Origin of the sequence: Rhizorhapis sp., from assembly GCF_035276005.1 — a bacterium.
Classification (GTDB): domain Bacteria; phylum Pseudomonadota; class Alphaproteobacteria; order Sphingomonadales; family Sphingomonadaceae; genus Rhizorhapis.
Genome location: NZ_DATEMB010000037.1, coordinates 105,740 through 118,999 on the forward strand (window position 1 = coordinate 105,740; position 13,260 = coordinate 118,999).

Genomic DNA, 13,260 nt, shown 5'->3' on the forward strand with positions numbered 1-13,260 from the left:
GTTTTTGGGAGTAATGAATGCAAAGGCGCTTCAACCCGCTTGAGGCCGATTCCCGCTGGCAGAAGATCTGGGAGGAGCGGCAGGCGTTCCGCGCGTCCGATCAGACGGACAAGCCGCGCAGCTATGTGCTCGAGATGTTTCCTTATCCGTCCGGGCGCATCCATATCGGCCATGTACGCAACTATTCCATGGGCGACGTGCTGGCGCGTTTCCGCCGCATGACCGGCCATGAAGTGCTGCACCCTATGGGCTGGGACGCCTTCGGCATGCCGGCCGAGAACGCCGCCATGGAAAAGAACGTCCATCCGGGAAGCTGGACGCGCGAGAATATCGCCTCGATGCGAAAGCAGCTCAAGAAGCTGGGTTTCGCCCTCGACTGGAGCCGGGAACTCGCGACCTGCGAACCGGAATATTATGGCCACGAACAGGCCCTGTTCCTGGACCTTTACGAACATGGGCTGGTTTACCGTAAGGAATCGGCGGTCAACTGGGACCCCGTCGACATGACCGTGCTCGCCAATGAGCAGGTGATCGACGGGCGCGGCTGGCGGTCGGGCGCCGTTGTCGAAAAGCGCAAGCTTTCCCAATGGTTCCTGAAAATCACCGACTTCGCGGATGAGCTGCTTGAGGGCCTCAAGACGCTCGACCACTGGCCTGACAAGGTCAAGCTGATGCAGGAGAACTGGATCGGCAAGAGCGTGGGCTTGCAGTTTTCGTTCGAAATCTCTCCCTCCCCTTCAGGGGAGCCGGCCGGGAGCGGCGTCGATAAGCTCGAAGTCTTTTCCACCCGTCCCGACACCATTTTCGGCGCGAGCTTTGCTGCCATTGCGGCCGACCATCCGATCGCCCTGGCGCTGGCCGGGCAGGACCAGCAGCTTGCCGACTTTGCCGAGGAGTGCCGCAAGTCCGGCACGGCCGCCGCGGACATCGAAACGCAGGAAAAGAAGGGCTATGATACCGGCCTGTCGGTCATCCACCCTTTCAATCCCGAATGGAAGCTGCCGCTGTTCGTCGCCAATTTCGTGCTGATGGACTATGGCACAGGCGCGGTCATGGGCGTGCCTGCACATGACCAGCGCGACCTGGACTTCGCCCGCAAATATATGCTGCCCGTCGAGCGCGTGGTCGCTGCGAGCGGGGATGAGGACAAGTCCATTGAGGACGAGGCCTATACCGGCCCCGGCAAGCTGGTGAACTCCGATTTCCTCAACGGCATGGAAGTGGAGGCGGCCAAGGCAGCCGTCATCGCGCGCGCCGAAGCGGAAGGCTGGGGACAGGGCACGACCGTCTGGCGGCTGCGCGACTGGGGTGTTTCCCGCCAACGCTATTGGGGCACGCCGATTCCCATCATCCATTGCGAGGATTGCGGCCCCGTAGGGGTGCCGCGCGATCAGCTTCCGGTGAAGCTGCCGGAAGATGTCAGTTTCGACATTCCGGGCAATCCGCTCGACCGCCATCCCACCTGGAAGCATGTCGACTGCCCCCGATGCGGAAAGGCCGCGCGCCGCGAAACCGATACGCTCGACACTTTTGTCGATTCGAGCTGGTACTTCATCCGCTTCGCCAGCCAGCCTTCGGACAAGCCGTTCGACCGGGCGACGGTCGAAAAATGGATGCCGGTCGGCCAATATATCGGCGGCGTCGAGCATGCCATCCTTCACCTTCTCTACGCCCGCTTCTGGACTCGCGCCCTGAAACGCATCGGCAAGCTGGACATCGCCGAACCCTTCACTGGCCTTTTCACGCAGGGCATGGTGACGCATGAGACCTACAAGGCGCCCGATGGCCGCTGGCTTGCGCCCACTGAGGTGGAGAAGCGCGGCGATCAGGTGATTGTCATCGGAACCGGCGAGCCCGCGACGGTCGGGCGCGTGGAGAAGATGTCCAAGTCGAAGAAGAATGTCGTCGACCCGGATGAGATCATCGAACAATATGGCGCTGACGCCGTGCGCTGGTTCATGCTCAGCGACAGTCCGCCCGAGCGCGACCTGCCTTGGACCGAGGCCGGTATCGAAGGGGCCTGGCGCTTCGTCAACCGCCTGTGGCGCCTCTTCGGTCAGCGCGGCCCCGCGGCAGATGAGGGCGCCGGCACGGACAGGGCGCTTGACCGCAAGCTTCACCAGACGATCGATGGCATCGCCAAGGACATTGAGGCGCTGTCCTTCAACAAGGCGGTCGCCAAGATTTACGAGCTTGCCAACGCCGTCGAAAAGGCCGCGCCATCGGCATCACGCAGCAATGCGATCCGCGCGCTCGCGCTGCTTGTAGCCCCCATGACGCCGCATCTGGCGGAGGAAGCCTGGGCCGATATGGGCGAACAGGGCCTGATTGCCGATGCTCGCTGGCCGGCGGTCGATCCGGCTCTGCTGGTGGACGATGAGGTCACGGTGGCCATTCAGGTCCAAGGCAAGCTGCGCGATACACTGACCGTCGCCAAAGGAACGCCGAAGGACGAACTGGAGCGCCTAGCCCTGGCTTCCGCCAAGATTGTCCGCACCCTGGATGGAGCGACGCCGAAAAAAGTGATTGTGGTGCCGGATCGTTTGGTCAATCTGGTCATATGAAGCGCCTTCTGCCCCTGCTCCTCATTGCCCTCGCCCTGCCGGGTTGCGGTTTGCGTCCGCTCTATGCAGGGGGCGGGAAGGGAGCCGTGGCCCAGACTCTTCGCGACATTGAAGTCGCGCCTATTGGGGGCAAGGCGGGTTGGCTTGTCCGTAACGCGCTCAACGATCGCCTGGCGGCCGTCGATGGAGCGGCGCCGCGCTACCGGCTGGTGATCAAGCTGGACGACGAGATTTCAGGTTTCGGCGTGCGTTCCGACGACGCCGTAACCCGCGAGCGGCGGACGTTGAGGGCGCGTTATCAGCTAGTCGAACTGGGCCGCGATGCCGTGGTGCTGGATGCCACCGCCGGTTCGGATGCGGGCATTGACGTGACCAGCTCCGAATATGCCACCATCGCGGCGGAAAATACCGCCTTGGAACGGCTGGCCCAGACCGTCGCGGACCAGATCATCTCACGAGTGGCGCTTTACGCGGCACGCAGCCCCGGCGGCCAGTGAAGGCCAACAGGGCCCAGATCGAGCGTGCGCTGGACGCACCTCCCGCCGACATTCGCCTGTTCCTGCTCCATGGTCCCGACGAGTCGGGAAGTCAGGCCCTTGCCGCCCGCCTGGAGAAGGCGATGGGCGGGGATGCCGAACGTATCGATCTCGACGCCCCGACGCTGAAGACGGATCCGGCCCGTCTGGCGGATGAAGCCGCGTCCATTTCTCTGTTTGGCGGCGCCCGCTGGATTCGCTTGACGCTCTCCAATGACGATGCCCTTGGCGCAATCGAGGGCCTGCTGGAGGCAGAGCAAGCCGGCAATCCGGTCGTGGCCTTGGGCGGCGCGCTCAAGAATACGTCGAAGATCCTGAAATTGGCGCTCGACCATAAGGCGGTCATGACATTCGCCAGCTATGTCCCGGAAGGACGGGATGCCGAGCAATTGGCCATCATGGTCGGGCGCGAAAAGGGACTGCGCCTCCCCAGCGACCTTGCAAGGCGGATCGCTGAGCTGACCGGGGGCGACCGAACCTTGATGGCGATCGAGATCGAGAAGCTCTCCCTTTTCCTGGACGCCGCGCCAGATCGCCCGGCAGAGGCCACGCATGAAGCGATTGACGCGCTTGCCGCCGAGGCCGCCGAGGAGGATATCGGCGCGCTGGTAAACGCAGTGCTGGGCGGAGACATACCCAAGCTGCTACGGGAGCTGCGTATCCTCGCGCAGCTTGGCACCAGTGAGGGCAGCCTGCTTTGGGCCTTGCTGCGCCGGGCGCACCTGCTGGCGTCGATCCGCGCTGAATTCGACCGGAGCGGCGACATGGACGCTGCCATGGCGTCAGCCGGCAAGGCCATATTCTGGAAGGACAAGGCGGCCGTGCAACGGCAGGCCCGGCTGTGGGCGGCTGACGGTATCGCCAGAGTCATTCAGCGCCTGGCCGAAGCCGAGCGCCTTTCCCGTACAAGCCGCAATGCAGGGCCGGTCCTGGTCGAACATGAGCTGCTGATGATCGCCAGACAGGCCGCCAGAGGACGATAGAACCTTGGCTTGGGCTCATATTCACCGGAACATGGCCATAAAAATCCCGTTTGTTCTCTGTCTCGCATCAAGTTATCATCTGTGAAAGCAGGGCAGGCGCCGTCCTGATTGACGGCAACGATATGGAGGGTCCGTCCCATAGCCACTGCCGCCCATATCAATGCCATTGGCACCGCCGTACCGGACAATGACATCCACCCGCCATTTCTTATATGGGCCGAAGAACGGCTGGCGAGCGATGTGGAGCGCATGCTGTTCCGGCGAATGGCCCGGCGTTCCGGCATTTCGCACCGCTGGTCGATCCTGCCAAGGCCTGGTGGGACGGGATCACCTGTTGACCCCGGAGGTTTCTACGCCAGCGACCCATTTCCGCCCACATCCGTCCGTATGGAACTATACGGCCAGGCAGCGCCGGAGCTGGCGCTCAGGGCCATCGCCAATCTTCCCGAGCCGCCGGGCACCATTTCTCACCTCATTGTGGCAAGCTGCACCGGCTTCATTGCGCCCGGTGTAGACCAGATCATCGCGCAGCGGCTGGGGCTTTCCCCTTCCGTCGAGCGCCTGTTGGTTGGCTATATGGGCTGTTATGCCGCAGTTGCCGCCTTGCGCTCCGCCCGGCATATCGTGCGCTCTGATCCGGAGGCGCGTGTGCTCGCCATATGCGTTGAGCTTTCAAGCCTGCATCTTCAACCTTATGACAGCATCGAAGCGTTGCTGGCCGCGCTGCAGTTCGGCGATGGCGCAGCAGCGGCGCTGGTGACGGCGAAGCCAGAGGGGTTGCGCATGGATCAACCTTTCTCGTTGACGCTGCCGGATAGTGGCGAACTCATTCAATGGCATATCGCCGACCACGGCTTTTCCATGCATCTGTCGGGAGAGGTGCCGGGCCGCATCGCCGGCGCGCTTTCTGAACCAGAGGTCCGCGCCACGCTCTGCCCCTTCGGGTCCGATCAGGTGGAGGACTGGGCGGTCCATGCCGGCGGCCGCTCTATCCTTGACGCCGTTGCCCATGGCCTGGAGCTTGGCGACCACGCGCTGGATGACAGCCGGGCGGTCCTCGAGGCCTTTGGCAACATGTCCTCTGCAACATTGATGTTCGTCCTGGCGCGGATGCTGGACCGGCACGCGCGGGGGAGGGGAGTGGCGCTTGCGTTCGGGCCCGGCCTTGCCGCGGAAGGCTTCCGCTTCTCGCGGCCATGAAGAGGGTCCTGCAAGAAGAGCAGATGGATGCGGCCGACCTGCCGGACAGTGTTTATGCCACGGTGCTTTCAGGGCTTGGCCGCGTCAGTGCCGCGACGCTTTCCGCGCGGCCCACGCTCGATTTCCTGCAGCGGGCCGTTCCCAAGGGGGAGACATTCCGGCTTCTTGACGTCGGATTTGGCGATGGCGGCATGCTGCGCCGCATCCACCGCTGGTGCAAACGCCGCGAGCAGCCCTGCGAACTGGTGGGCATCGACCTCAATCCCAAAAGCCAGGCCGTAGCCCTGCAACGGCATCCCGCGGGCGCGCCCATTTCCTATCGAACCGGCGATTATGCCGGACTAGGAGGGGAACATTGGGATTTCATCATCAGCAGCCTTGTCACCCACCACATGACCCATGATGAGCGGCTCGACTTCCTTCTGTTCATGGAACGGCATGCGGCACGCGGCTGGTTCGTGAACGACCTGCGCCGCCATCGCTTTGCTTATCATGGCTTTCCGCTGCTGGCCCGGCTGCTTGCTGTTCACCGGATCGTGCGGGAGGACGGGCAACTCAGCATCGCACGGTCATTCGTGCCAGCAGAGTGGAGGGCAATGCTTGAAGAAGTGAATCTTGCCGACGTCGTCACCCTGCGCCGCTATTTCCCCTTCCGCCTATGTGTCGAACGGATCCGCTGATCATCGGGGGCGGGCCTGCCGGGGCAGCGGCCGCCATCCACCTGCTATGCGCCGGGGCGCAGCCAACCATCATCGAGCGTCAAAAAGAAACAGGCGATGCCCTTTGCGGCGGCTTCCTTAGCTGGCGAACCCTTGAGCGCCTGGAAAGGCTGGGAATTTCCAGCGAGATGCTCGGCGGTCATGGCGTCACTGTCTTGCGGCTGTTCATAAGCGGGCGGTCATATGAAATTCCCTTGCCGGGGACAGCCATTTGCCTTTCCAGAAAGCGGCTGGACAACCTGTTGCTGGGCGAGGCTCAGCGATTGGGCGCAGAGTTAAGGCAAGGCGTTGCAGCCCAGAGTCACGGGCCGGAGGGACTTCGGCTCGACAATGGTGACCTTCTGCAAGCGGAAAGCCTCTTCCTTGCGACGGGCAAGCATGACCTGCGCGGTCTGCAGCGCCCCCGGGCAGCGGCAGGCGCCGACCCCATGCTGGGCCTCCGCCTGAAACTACCGCCAGCGCCGGACCTTCGGACAAAGCTGAGCGGCTATATCGAAATGCATTTTATTCCCGGCGGCTATCTGGGGCTGGTGTTGCATGAAACCGGCGAGACCAATGCCTGCATGGCGGTTCGCAAAAGCCGGCTGCGAGAAGCCGGGGGTGATCCAGCCGCATTCTTCCAGCGCCTTGCCGACTCCAGCCCCGCCTTGGCAGACCGGCTGGCGGGCATGAGTTCCGCAACGCCGGTGGATGCGATCGGGCACATTCCCTATGGCTGGCGGGCGCGGCAGGGAGAGCCAGGCATTTTTCGTCTTGGCGATCAGGCTGGCGTCATTGCGTCCTTTGCCGGGGAAGGCATAGGGCTGGCGCTGGCAAGCGCTGAATGCGCGGCTTCCCATTGGAAGCGTGGGGGTGGAGCGGCGGCCCTTGTCTATCAGAAAGCCTTCGCCCGGCAGTTGCGGACGCCCATGCGCGTTGCGCAAGGGATTGCGTCCTGGAGTGCGAGGCCGGAGTTCGCTAAAATACCCGCAGCTCTTTTCAGCGCCTATCCAGCGCTTGCGGGCATTTGGGCCAAGGCGAGCAGGATCTGACGCAAGGCATATTGATCCCGCCTGCGCACCCGCCCATATTCACCGCCATGGAAAAGAAGATCCTTACCGAAGCCGAGTGGAAGGCGCGCCTGACGCCGGAGCAATATCATGTCCTGCGCGAGGCGGGGACGGAGCGGGCCTTCACTGGAAAATATAACGACAACAAGGCCGAGGGACGCTATTTCTGCGCCGGGTGCGGCACGGAGTTGTTCGACAGCGACGAGAAATATGACAGCGGCTCGGGCTGGCCTAGCTTTACCGCGCCGGTGGATGCGGAGGCCGTGAGCGAGCATATGGACACCAGCCATGGCATGCGCCGGGTGGAAGTTCGCTGTGCCTCCTGCGAAGGGCATTTGGGCCATGTTTTTCCCGATGGACCGGGCGTCGATGGGCTGCGTTACTGCATGAACAGCGCCGCACTGGACTTCAAGCCGCGAGACGGCGGCAAGTAGCGCTGGTCGAAAATCCCCGCCGTTCATCCCTTGTACAGCCGTAAAGCGCTTGTAGGCGAAATGGATAGCGCGTAGTCGGGCACATACATGGCCAACTCCAAAGACACAGGTAATCAAAGCCGGATGCGCCGGTTTATGAAGCGCCTTTTCCAGATCACATTATTTGGTGGCATTGCGGGTGTGGTGGCGCTGGTGGTGGCGGTCGCCGTCGCCATGTCGTCGCTGCCAAGCTATGAGGCGATGAAATCCTCGCCCAACGGACAGATGATCCGCGTCCATGCCTCGGACGGTTCAGTGATCGTGTCGCTGGGGCCGAGCTTCGGCAAATGGCTGCCCTATGACCAGATCCCGAAGATCATGGTGGATGCCATGGTTTCGGTGGAGGACAAGCGCTACTACATGCATCCGGGCGTTGACCCCATCGGCATGACCCGCGCAGCCTGGTTCGCCGTGGAGCACCGCGGGACTGGACGCCGCATGCAGGGCGCCTCCACCATCACGCAGCAGGTAGCCCGGAACATCTTCCTCAACAACAGCTATAGTTTCGGGCGCAAGCTGCGCGAAATGGTGCTTGCGCTGGCGCTTGAGTGGAAATTCTCCAAGCAGCAGATATTGGAGCTTTACCTTAACAAGGTATATTTCGGCGGCGGCGCCTATGGCGTGGATGCCGCCAGCCGCAAATTCTTCGGCCATCCTGGAACCGAGCTCAGCCTTGGCGAAGCCGCAATCATCGCGGGGCTGGTGAAGGCGCCCTCGCGCTATTCCCCCACCGCTGACGCCGAAGCCGCCGTAGGGCGCGCGGGCGTGGTTCTGGACGTCATGGTGGAAAATGGCACCATCACTTCGGCGCAGGCAGCCGAAGCCCGTCCCGAAGACGTTAGCATGGCCCCGGAAGCCCCGCAGAACAGCGTGCGCTATTTCACCGACTGGGCCTTGCCGCAACTCGACATGATGGTGGACGAACAGACCGAGCCGCTGGACGTTTGGACAACCATCGACCTACGCATGCAGCGGGCCGCGGCGAATGCGCTGAAGGCCAATGTGCCTGCCGGATCGCAGGGCGCGCTCGTGGCGCTTGACCGGGACGGAGCGGTCCGGGCCATGGTGGGCGGCCTCGATTATGTGACGTCCAACTATAACCGCGCGACGCAGGCCGTTCGGCAGCCCGGTTCCGCCTTCAAGCTGTTCGTGTATCTGGCGGCGCTGGAGGCCGGCTTTACGCCCGATACTGCCGTGGTGGACGAGCCGGTGGATATCAACGGCTGGCAACCCCGGAACAGCTCCCGCAACTATAATGGCCAGATCGACGTGCGTACCGCCTTTGCCTATTCGATCAACACCATTGCGGCCAAGATGGGCGTGGACGTGGGCTTTCCGGCCATTGCCGACATGGCCCGCCGCTTTGGCATCACGACGCCCATCAACACGCATCCTTCCATGGTGCTCGGCACGTCGGACGTGCGCCTCCTGGACATGACCCGCGCCTTTGCCTCCGTCAGCCGCAAGGGCGTTGCTGTGGTTCCCTATGGCATCACCAAGGTAACCACGGCGGACGGCGATGTGCTTTACGAGCATGAGGATGATACCAGCCGCGTTCTCGTGGCCCCTTGGGTCGCTGCCGGCATGACCGACCTTCTCCAGACGGCGGTGAACACCGGCACGGGCCGCGCGGCGCAGATCGGGCGGCCGGTGGCCGGCAAGACCGGAACGACCAGCAGCAACAAGGACGGCTGGTTCCTTGGCTTCTCCAGCGGAGTCACGACCGGCGTCTGGATGGGCCGGGATGATGCGCGGCGGGTGGGCGGTCTGCAGGGTGGGCGCGCTCCCGCCCAGGCCTTTGCCCAGTTCATGCGGGTGGCTGTGGCACGCCGTCCCGTGGAGGAGTTCGATACCCAGCTAACGCTGCCGGAATGGCAACTTGAGCCCGATGACGAGGCCTATTTCGGCCCGCCCGACAATGGCATGTATGTCGATGAGAACGGCATGCCGCTGGAAACCGAGCCGGGGACGCATACAGACGAACCAGCGGAAGAAGAACCCGTACCAGCGCCGTCAGCGCCGCAGCGCCTGGATCAGCGCTGGATCGACGAGGTTCTGGGCCGCGAAAACCGCAGCGCCCCTAATCGAACACAACCTCAGACCGCGCCGGGGTCCTCGAGCGCCCAAAGGCCTGCGCAGCAATAGGGCCATAGCCGGTTTTTCGGCTTTTATCCCTCCTAAAGGGGTGAGGGAGTTCGACGTCCGCAAAGACCCCTCTGTCGCCAAGTTGTCATCATCTCTTCGCCGTTAAGTCACTCATAAGACGCGATGGGGTCATGCTTGCCTGTCACTGGCGGCTCACCGTTCCGGCCAGGGACCGCGCCGGAGCGTCAACAATCATAGAGGGGCAAAACACATGTCTCACCTGACTGACGAAGCGCGGGCGGCGAGCCGCAACGCGCAACCTTCCATCACTGTACCAGGCAACAGCCTGGAGGAAATCGTTGCCGCCAATCCCGACCGCCGCCGCCTGCTGAAAAACGGGCTGCTCGGCCTTTCCGTTTTGCCTTTCATGGCGAGCCTTGCGGCGTGCGGGGACGATGACGAAGGCACGGCGCTGACTCCTACGCCCACGCCGACCCCAACCACGACGGCGAGCTACGCGATCAACTTCATGTCAGTCCCGGCAAACACAACGGACGCAGTTACAGTTCCCAGCGGCTATACGACGCAGGTCCTGTTCAAGGCGGGCGATCCCGTGGAAGCGGGCGCTCCGGGCTATACTGGTTCCTTCCAGACGTCAGCCGAAACCGAAAAACAGGCTGGCGGCAATCATGACGGCATGGAATATTTCGAACTGGCCGGCGTTGATCCCAACAAGGGCGGGTTGCTGGCGATCAATCATGAATTGCCGGACTTCAATATCCTCTTCGAGGGCGGCATTTATGACGAAGCGACCGCCACCGCTGAACAGAAGGCGATCGCCCTTTCGGCCGTCGGCATTTCCGTGATCGAAGTAGCGAAGGCAAATGACGGTAGCTGGTCAGTCAAATCCGGCTCCAGCTTCAACAAGCGCTGGACCGGCAATGACAGCTATCATGTCGGCGGACCCGCTGCAGGCGTCCTGCCCTCGACGATCAAAGGCATGCTCAACAACTGCTCCAGCGGCCGCACGCCTTGGGGAACTTACCTCACCTGCGAGGAAACGACGGACAATTATCTCGATACGACCCAGGCCGAGGAAGGCTATGGCTGGGTAGTCGAAATCGACCCCTATAATGAACTGGCTCCGCCCACCAAACGCACGGCTCTCGGCCGTTTCGACCATGAAAATGTGGCGTTCATGGCAGACAGCAACAACCGTGTGGCCTTTTACATGGGTGACGACGGCACGCCTGGCTGTATCTACAAATTCGTGGCGGACCGCGCCTTCAACCCCGGTAACCGCGCGGCCAACACGGACCTGCTGGATCATGGCACGCTTTATGTCGCCCGCTTCAATGGCGACGGCACGGGAGAATGGCGCGCGCTCGTCCAGGGTCAGAACGGCCTGACACCCGGTGCAAGCGATCCGGGCGATGTGAGCCAGTTCACCACACCGCCTGCTCCCACGAGCATCGATTTCAATAATCAGGCAGACGTCCTCATCAAGACCAAGGCGGCCGCCCGTGTCGCCGGGGGTACGGTCATGGACCGGCCGGAATGGATTACGGTCGCGCCAGACAACAGCGCTGTTTTCTGCACGCTCACCAACAATAGCGGACGCCGTACGACCGATGCGGCCAACCCGCGCGTCACCAACCGCCATGGCCATATCATTAAATGGTCTGAAACGGGGAACTCTCCTCTGGCCACGACCTTTAGCTGGGAGTTGTTCGTACTGGCGGGCGATCCTTCACTGGCCAGCGGCGGCGCGAATCTGACCGGCAACATCAACGGCGACACTTATTCCAGCCCCGACGGCATCCGCATTGATCCGCAAGGCCGCCTCTGGGTGCAGACGGACCATAGCGTGCCGGGCAACAGCGGCGTTTCCGGCACCAGCATCGATCAGGCCTTCGGCCATAATGCGATGTTCCATGTCGACCGGACCAGCAAGCTGACCAAACGGTTCCTGGTGGGCCCGCTCGGCTGCGAGATCACCGGCCTCGCCTATACGCCCGATCTCACCAACTTCTTCATCAACATCCAGCATCCGACCGGCAATTGGCCTGAGAATGGGAAGCAACCCCGCTCCTCCACCATTGTCGTGCGCCGCACGGACGCCCAGCCCGTGGGGAATTGAACAGCAACCCCTACGCTTTCCTCACCCGTCGTCCCCGCGCAAGCGGGGATCCTACTCCTCTCATTCCGGCGTCCTGAGGATGAATGGATTCCCGCATCTGCGGGAATGACGGGAAAGGAAAGAGTCTCCGAATCGCCGGAACAAGCAAAACGGCCCGTGCCTTGAGCGGTACGGGCCGTTTTCAATTTTCAATATGCGAGCCAAGGCCACCGGAGCGGCCAGGCCGAATTATTTGATCTTGGCTTCCTTGAACTCTACATGCTTGCGCACGACGGGATCATATTTGCGGAAGGTCAGTTTTTCCGTCAGATTCCGGGGATTCTTCTTCGTCACATAGAAGAAGCCGGTGTCGGCGGTGCTGACAAGGCGGATCTTGACGGTGGCTGGCTTGGCCATGGCCCATTCCCTTTAAAGACAAACGGTCGAAGACATGAAAAAATAAAAGCGGCCGCGGAGCCGCTCCATTCAGGCAGCGCCAATGCGGGAATTGGGCGGGATTGTCAAGCGATGAGAAAAACATCGCCCGCTGCCGCCAATAACATCCCGTTAACCATTCGGGCGCATAGTTTCTCTCAAGGGGACATCAGAAGGAGCATGGGGCATGAACAGGAATGCCATGATGCTGGTACGTTCCGACCTGCTTGACCGCATCGATGCGCTGGCGTCCCAGTCCAGCCATCTGAAGCTCGCGCAATTGTGCGAACAGGTGGATGCGATCCGTCATATCGCCCGGGTCTATGGCCTGCAACCGGTGGAACAGCTTGCGAGCACGCTTGAATCCGCCCTGGCATTTGATGGGCATGGGGCAATGATTCTCTCCTATCTCGACTTGATACGCGATGCGGTGGGCTGCGAAGCCATCGGGCCGCATGTCGCCAGTGCCTATTTGGGCGCCATGTCGTTGCGCATGGGCGCCTGAGGAGTCTCATTACCCAATGGACGCGCTGCTTATCGCCTTGCTTGCCAGCGCGTTCGCCGAAATGGGTGACAAGACTCAGCTCCTGGCCCTGCTTCTGGCCGTGCGCTTCCGCAGCGACGGGGCGGTGCTGGCAGGGATCGGGGTGGCGACCCTTCTCAACTGCGCGCTGGCAGCGGCTGGAGGCTGGCTGATCTCCAGTCTGATCGGCACAAGCGCCAGAACATTGTTCTTTGCCTTGCCCTTCCTGTTCGCCGGAGCGGGCATGCTTCTTCCCCTAAAGCCGCCAAATGATGTGCGGGGGTGGCGACTGGGGCCTTTCCTGACGGCCTTTCTGGCCATGTTCATTCTGGAATTTGGCGACAAGTCCCAATTCATCGTTGCGGGTGTGACGGTACGTTCGGCCGATCCCCTATGGGCCGCCGCTGGAGCGAGTGCGGGCATATTCCTGGCGCTTTCGCCGGTGGTGCTGATGCGCAAGCAATTCTTTCTGGACGTTCCACTGGCCTTGATCCGGCGGGGGGCCGCGATCCTCTTCCTGACAATAGGGCTGATAATGACGCTGAGCGCGCTCGGTTTGCTCTGATGGCCCCTG

General features: G+C 62.3%; 12 protein-coding genes. 11 read left to right on the plus strand and 1 reads right to left on the minus strand.

What is annotated here, in order from left to right:
• Positions 1–17 precede the first annotated feature (17 nt).
• The 9 genes from leuS (at position 18) to VJS46_RS09130 (ending at position 11,749) form a co-directional block, all read left to right on the plus strand.
• Complete coding sequence (leuS, locus tag VJS46_RS09090) at positions 18–2,564, plus strand: leucine--tRNA ligase (protein ID WP_324059696.1); 2,547 nt, start codon at positions 18–20, stop codon at positions 2,562–2,564.
• Complete coding sequence (lptE, locus tag VJS46_RS09095; protein WP_324059698.1) at positions 2,561–3,061, plus strand: LPS assembly lipoprotein LptE; 501 nt, start codon at positions 2,561–2,563, stop codon at positions 3,059–3,061. Before leuS ends, lptE begins: the two co-directional genes overlap by 4 nt.
• Positions 3,058–4,083, plus strand: a complete 1,026-nt coding sequence (holA, locus tag VJS46_RS09100) for a DNA polymerase III subunit delta (RefSeq protein ID WP_324059700.1) — start codon at positions 3,058–3,060, stop codon at positions 4,081–4,083. The genes lptE and holA overlap by 4 nt, the downstream gene beginning before the upstream one ends.
• 108 nt (positions 4,084–4,191) lie before the next feature.
• The gene (locus VJS46_RS09105; RefSeq protein WP_414707990.1) at positions 4,192–5,283 is read left to right on the plus strand and encodes a type III polyketide synthase; all 1,092 of its coding nucleotides are present in this window, start codon (positions 4,192–4,194) and stop codon (positions 5,281–5,283) included.
• Positions 5,280–5,963, plus strand: coding sequence for a methyltransferase domain-containing protein (locus VJS46_RS09110; protein WP_324059702.1), 684 nt, complete (start codon positions 5,280–5,282; stop codon positions 5,961–5,963). Before VJS46_RS09105 ends, VJS46_RS09110 begins: the two co-directional genes overlap by 4 nt.
• Positions 5,942–7,033: an NAD(P)/FAD-dependent oxidoreductase gene (locus VJS46_RS09115; RefSeq protein ID WP_324059704.1), complete on the plus strand. Its 1,092-nt coding sequence runs from the start codon at positions 5,942–5,944 to the stop codon at positions 7,031–7,033. Before VJS46_RS09110 ends, VJS46_RS09115 begins: the two co-directional genes overlap by 22 nt.
• Before the next feature lie 47 nt (positions 7,034–7,080).
• Complete coding sequence (gene msrB / locus VJS46_RS09120) at positions 7,081–7,485, plus strand: peptide-methionine (R)-S-oxide reductase MsrB (RefSeq protein ID WP_324059706.1); 405 nt, start codon at positions 7,081–7,083, stop codon at positions 7,483–7,485.
• A gap of 135 nt (positions 7,486–7,620) precedes the next feature.
• Positions 7,621–9,669 carry a transglycosylase domain-containing protein gene (locus VJS46_RS09125; RefSeq protein ID WP_414707991.1) on the plus strand — a complete coding sequence of 683 codons (2,049 nt, stop codon included), beginning with the start codon at positions 7,621–7,623 and terminating at the stop codon, positions 9,667–9,669.
• A gap of 211 nt (positions 9,670–9,880) precedes the next feature.
• The gene (locus VJS46_RS09130) at positions 9,881–11,749 is read left to right on the plus strand and encodes a PhoX family phosphatase (protein ID WP_324059710.1); all 1,869 of its coding nucleotides are present in this window, start codon (positions 9,881–9,883) and stop codon (positions 11,747–11,749) included.
• A gap of 228 nt (positions 11,750–11,977) precedes the next feature.
• Here the strand turns inward: VJS46_RS09130 and rpmG are convergent, their stop codons facing one another.
• Complete coding sequence (gene rpmG, locus VJS46_RS09135) at positions 11,978–12,145, minus strand: 50S ribosomal protein L33 (RefSeq protein ID WP_184474597.1); 168 nt, start codon at positions 12,143–12,145, stop codon at positions 11,978–11,980.
• Between the two features lie 205 nt (positions 12,146–12,350).
• Between rpmG and VJS46_RS09140 the strand changes: the two genes are divergently transcribed.
• Complete coding sequence (locus VJS46_RS09140) at positions 12,351–12,668, plus strand: hypothetical protein (protein ID WP_324059712.1); 318 nt, start codon at positions 12,351–12,353, stop codon at positions 12,666–12,668.
• 16 nt (positions 12,669–12,684) lie between these two features.
• Positions 12,685–13,251, plus strand: coding sequence for a TMEM165/GDT1 family protein (locus VJS46_RS09145; protein ID WP_324059714.1), 567 nt, complete (start codon positions 12,685–12,687; stop codon positions 13,249–13,251).
• Positions 13,252–13,260: the final 9 nt, after the last annotated feature.

Bases quoted from the DNA above. Each gene is read 5' to 3' on its own strand.
- leuS (WP_324059696.1), top strand. From the start codon at position 18: ATGCAAAGGCGCTTCAACCCGCTTGAGGCCGATTCCCGCTGGCAGAAG.
- lptE (WP_324059698.1), top strand. From the start codon at position 2,561: ATGAAGCGCCTTCTGCCCCTGCTCCTCATTGCCCTCGCCCTGCCGGGT.
- VJS46_RS09110 (WP_324059702.1), top strand. From the start codon at position 5,280: ATGAAGAGGGTCCTGCAAGAAGAGCAGATGGATGCGGCCGACCTGCCG.
- VJS46_RS09115 (WP_324059704.1), top strand. From the start codon at position 5,942: ATGTGTCGAACGGATCCGCTGATCATCGGGGGCGGGCCTGCCGGGGCA.
- msrB (WP_324059706.1), top strand. From the start codon at position 7,081: ATGGAAAAGAAGATCCTTACCGAAGCCGAGTGGAAGGCGCGCCTGACG.
- VJS46_RS09125 (WP_414707991.1), top strand. From the start codon at position 7,621: ATGAAGCGCCTTTTCCAGATCACATTATTTGGTGGCATTGCGGGTGTG.
- VJS46_RS09130 (WP_324059710.1), top strand. From the start codon at position 9,881: ATGTCTCACCTGACTGACGAAGCGCGGGCGGCGAGCCGCAACGCGCAA.
- rpmG (WP_184474597.1), bottom strand. From the start codon at position 12,145: ATGGCCAAGCCAGCCACCGTCAAGATCCGCCTTGTCAGCACCGCCGAC.
- VJS46_RS09140 (WP_324059712.1), top strand. From the start codon at position 12,351: ATGAACAGGAATGCCATGATGCTGGTACGTTCCGACCTGCTTGACCGC.
- VJS46_RS09145 (WP_324059714.1), top strand. From the start codon at position 12,685: ATGGACGCGCTGCTTATCGCCTTGCTTGCCAGCGCGTTCGCCGAAATG.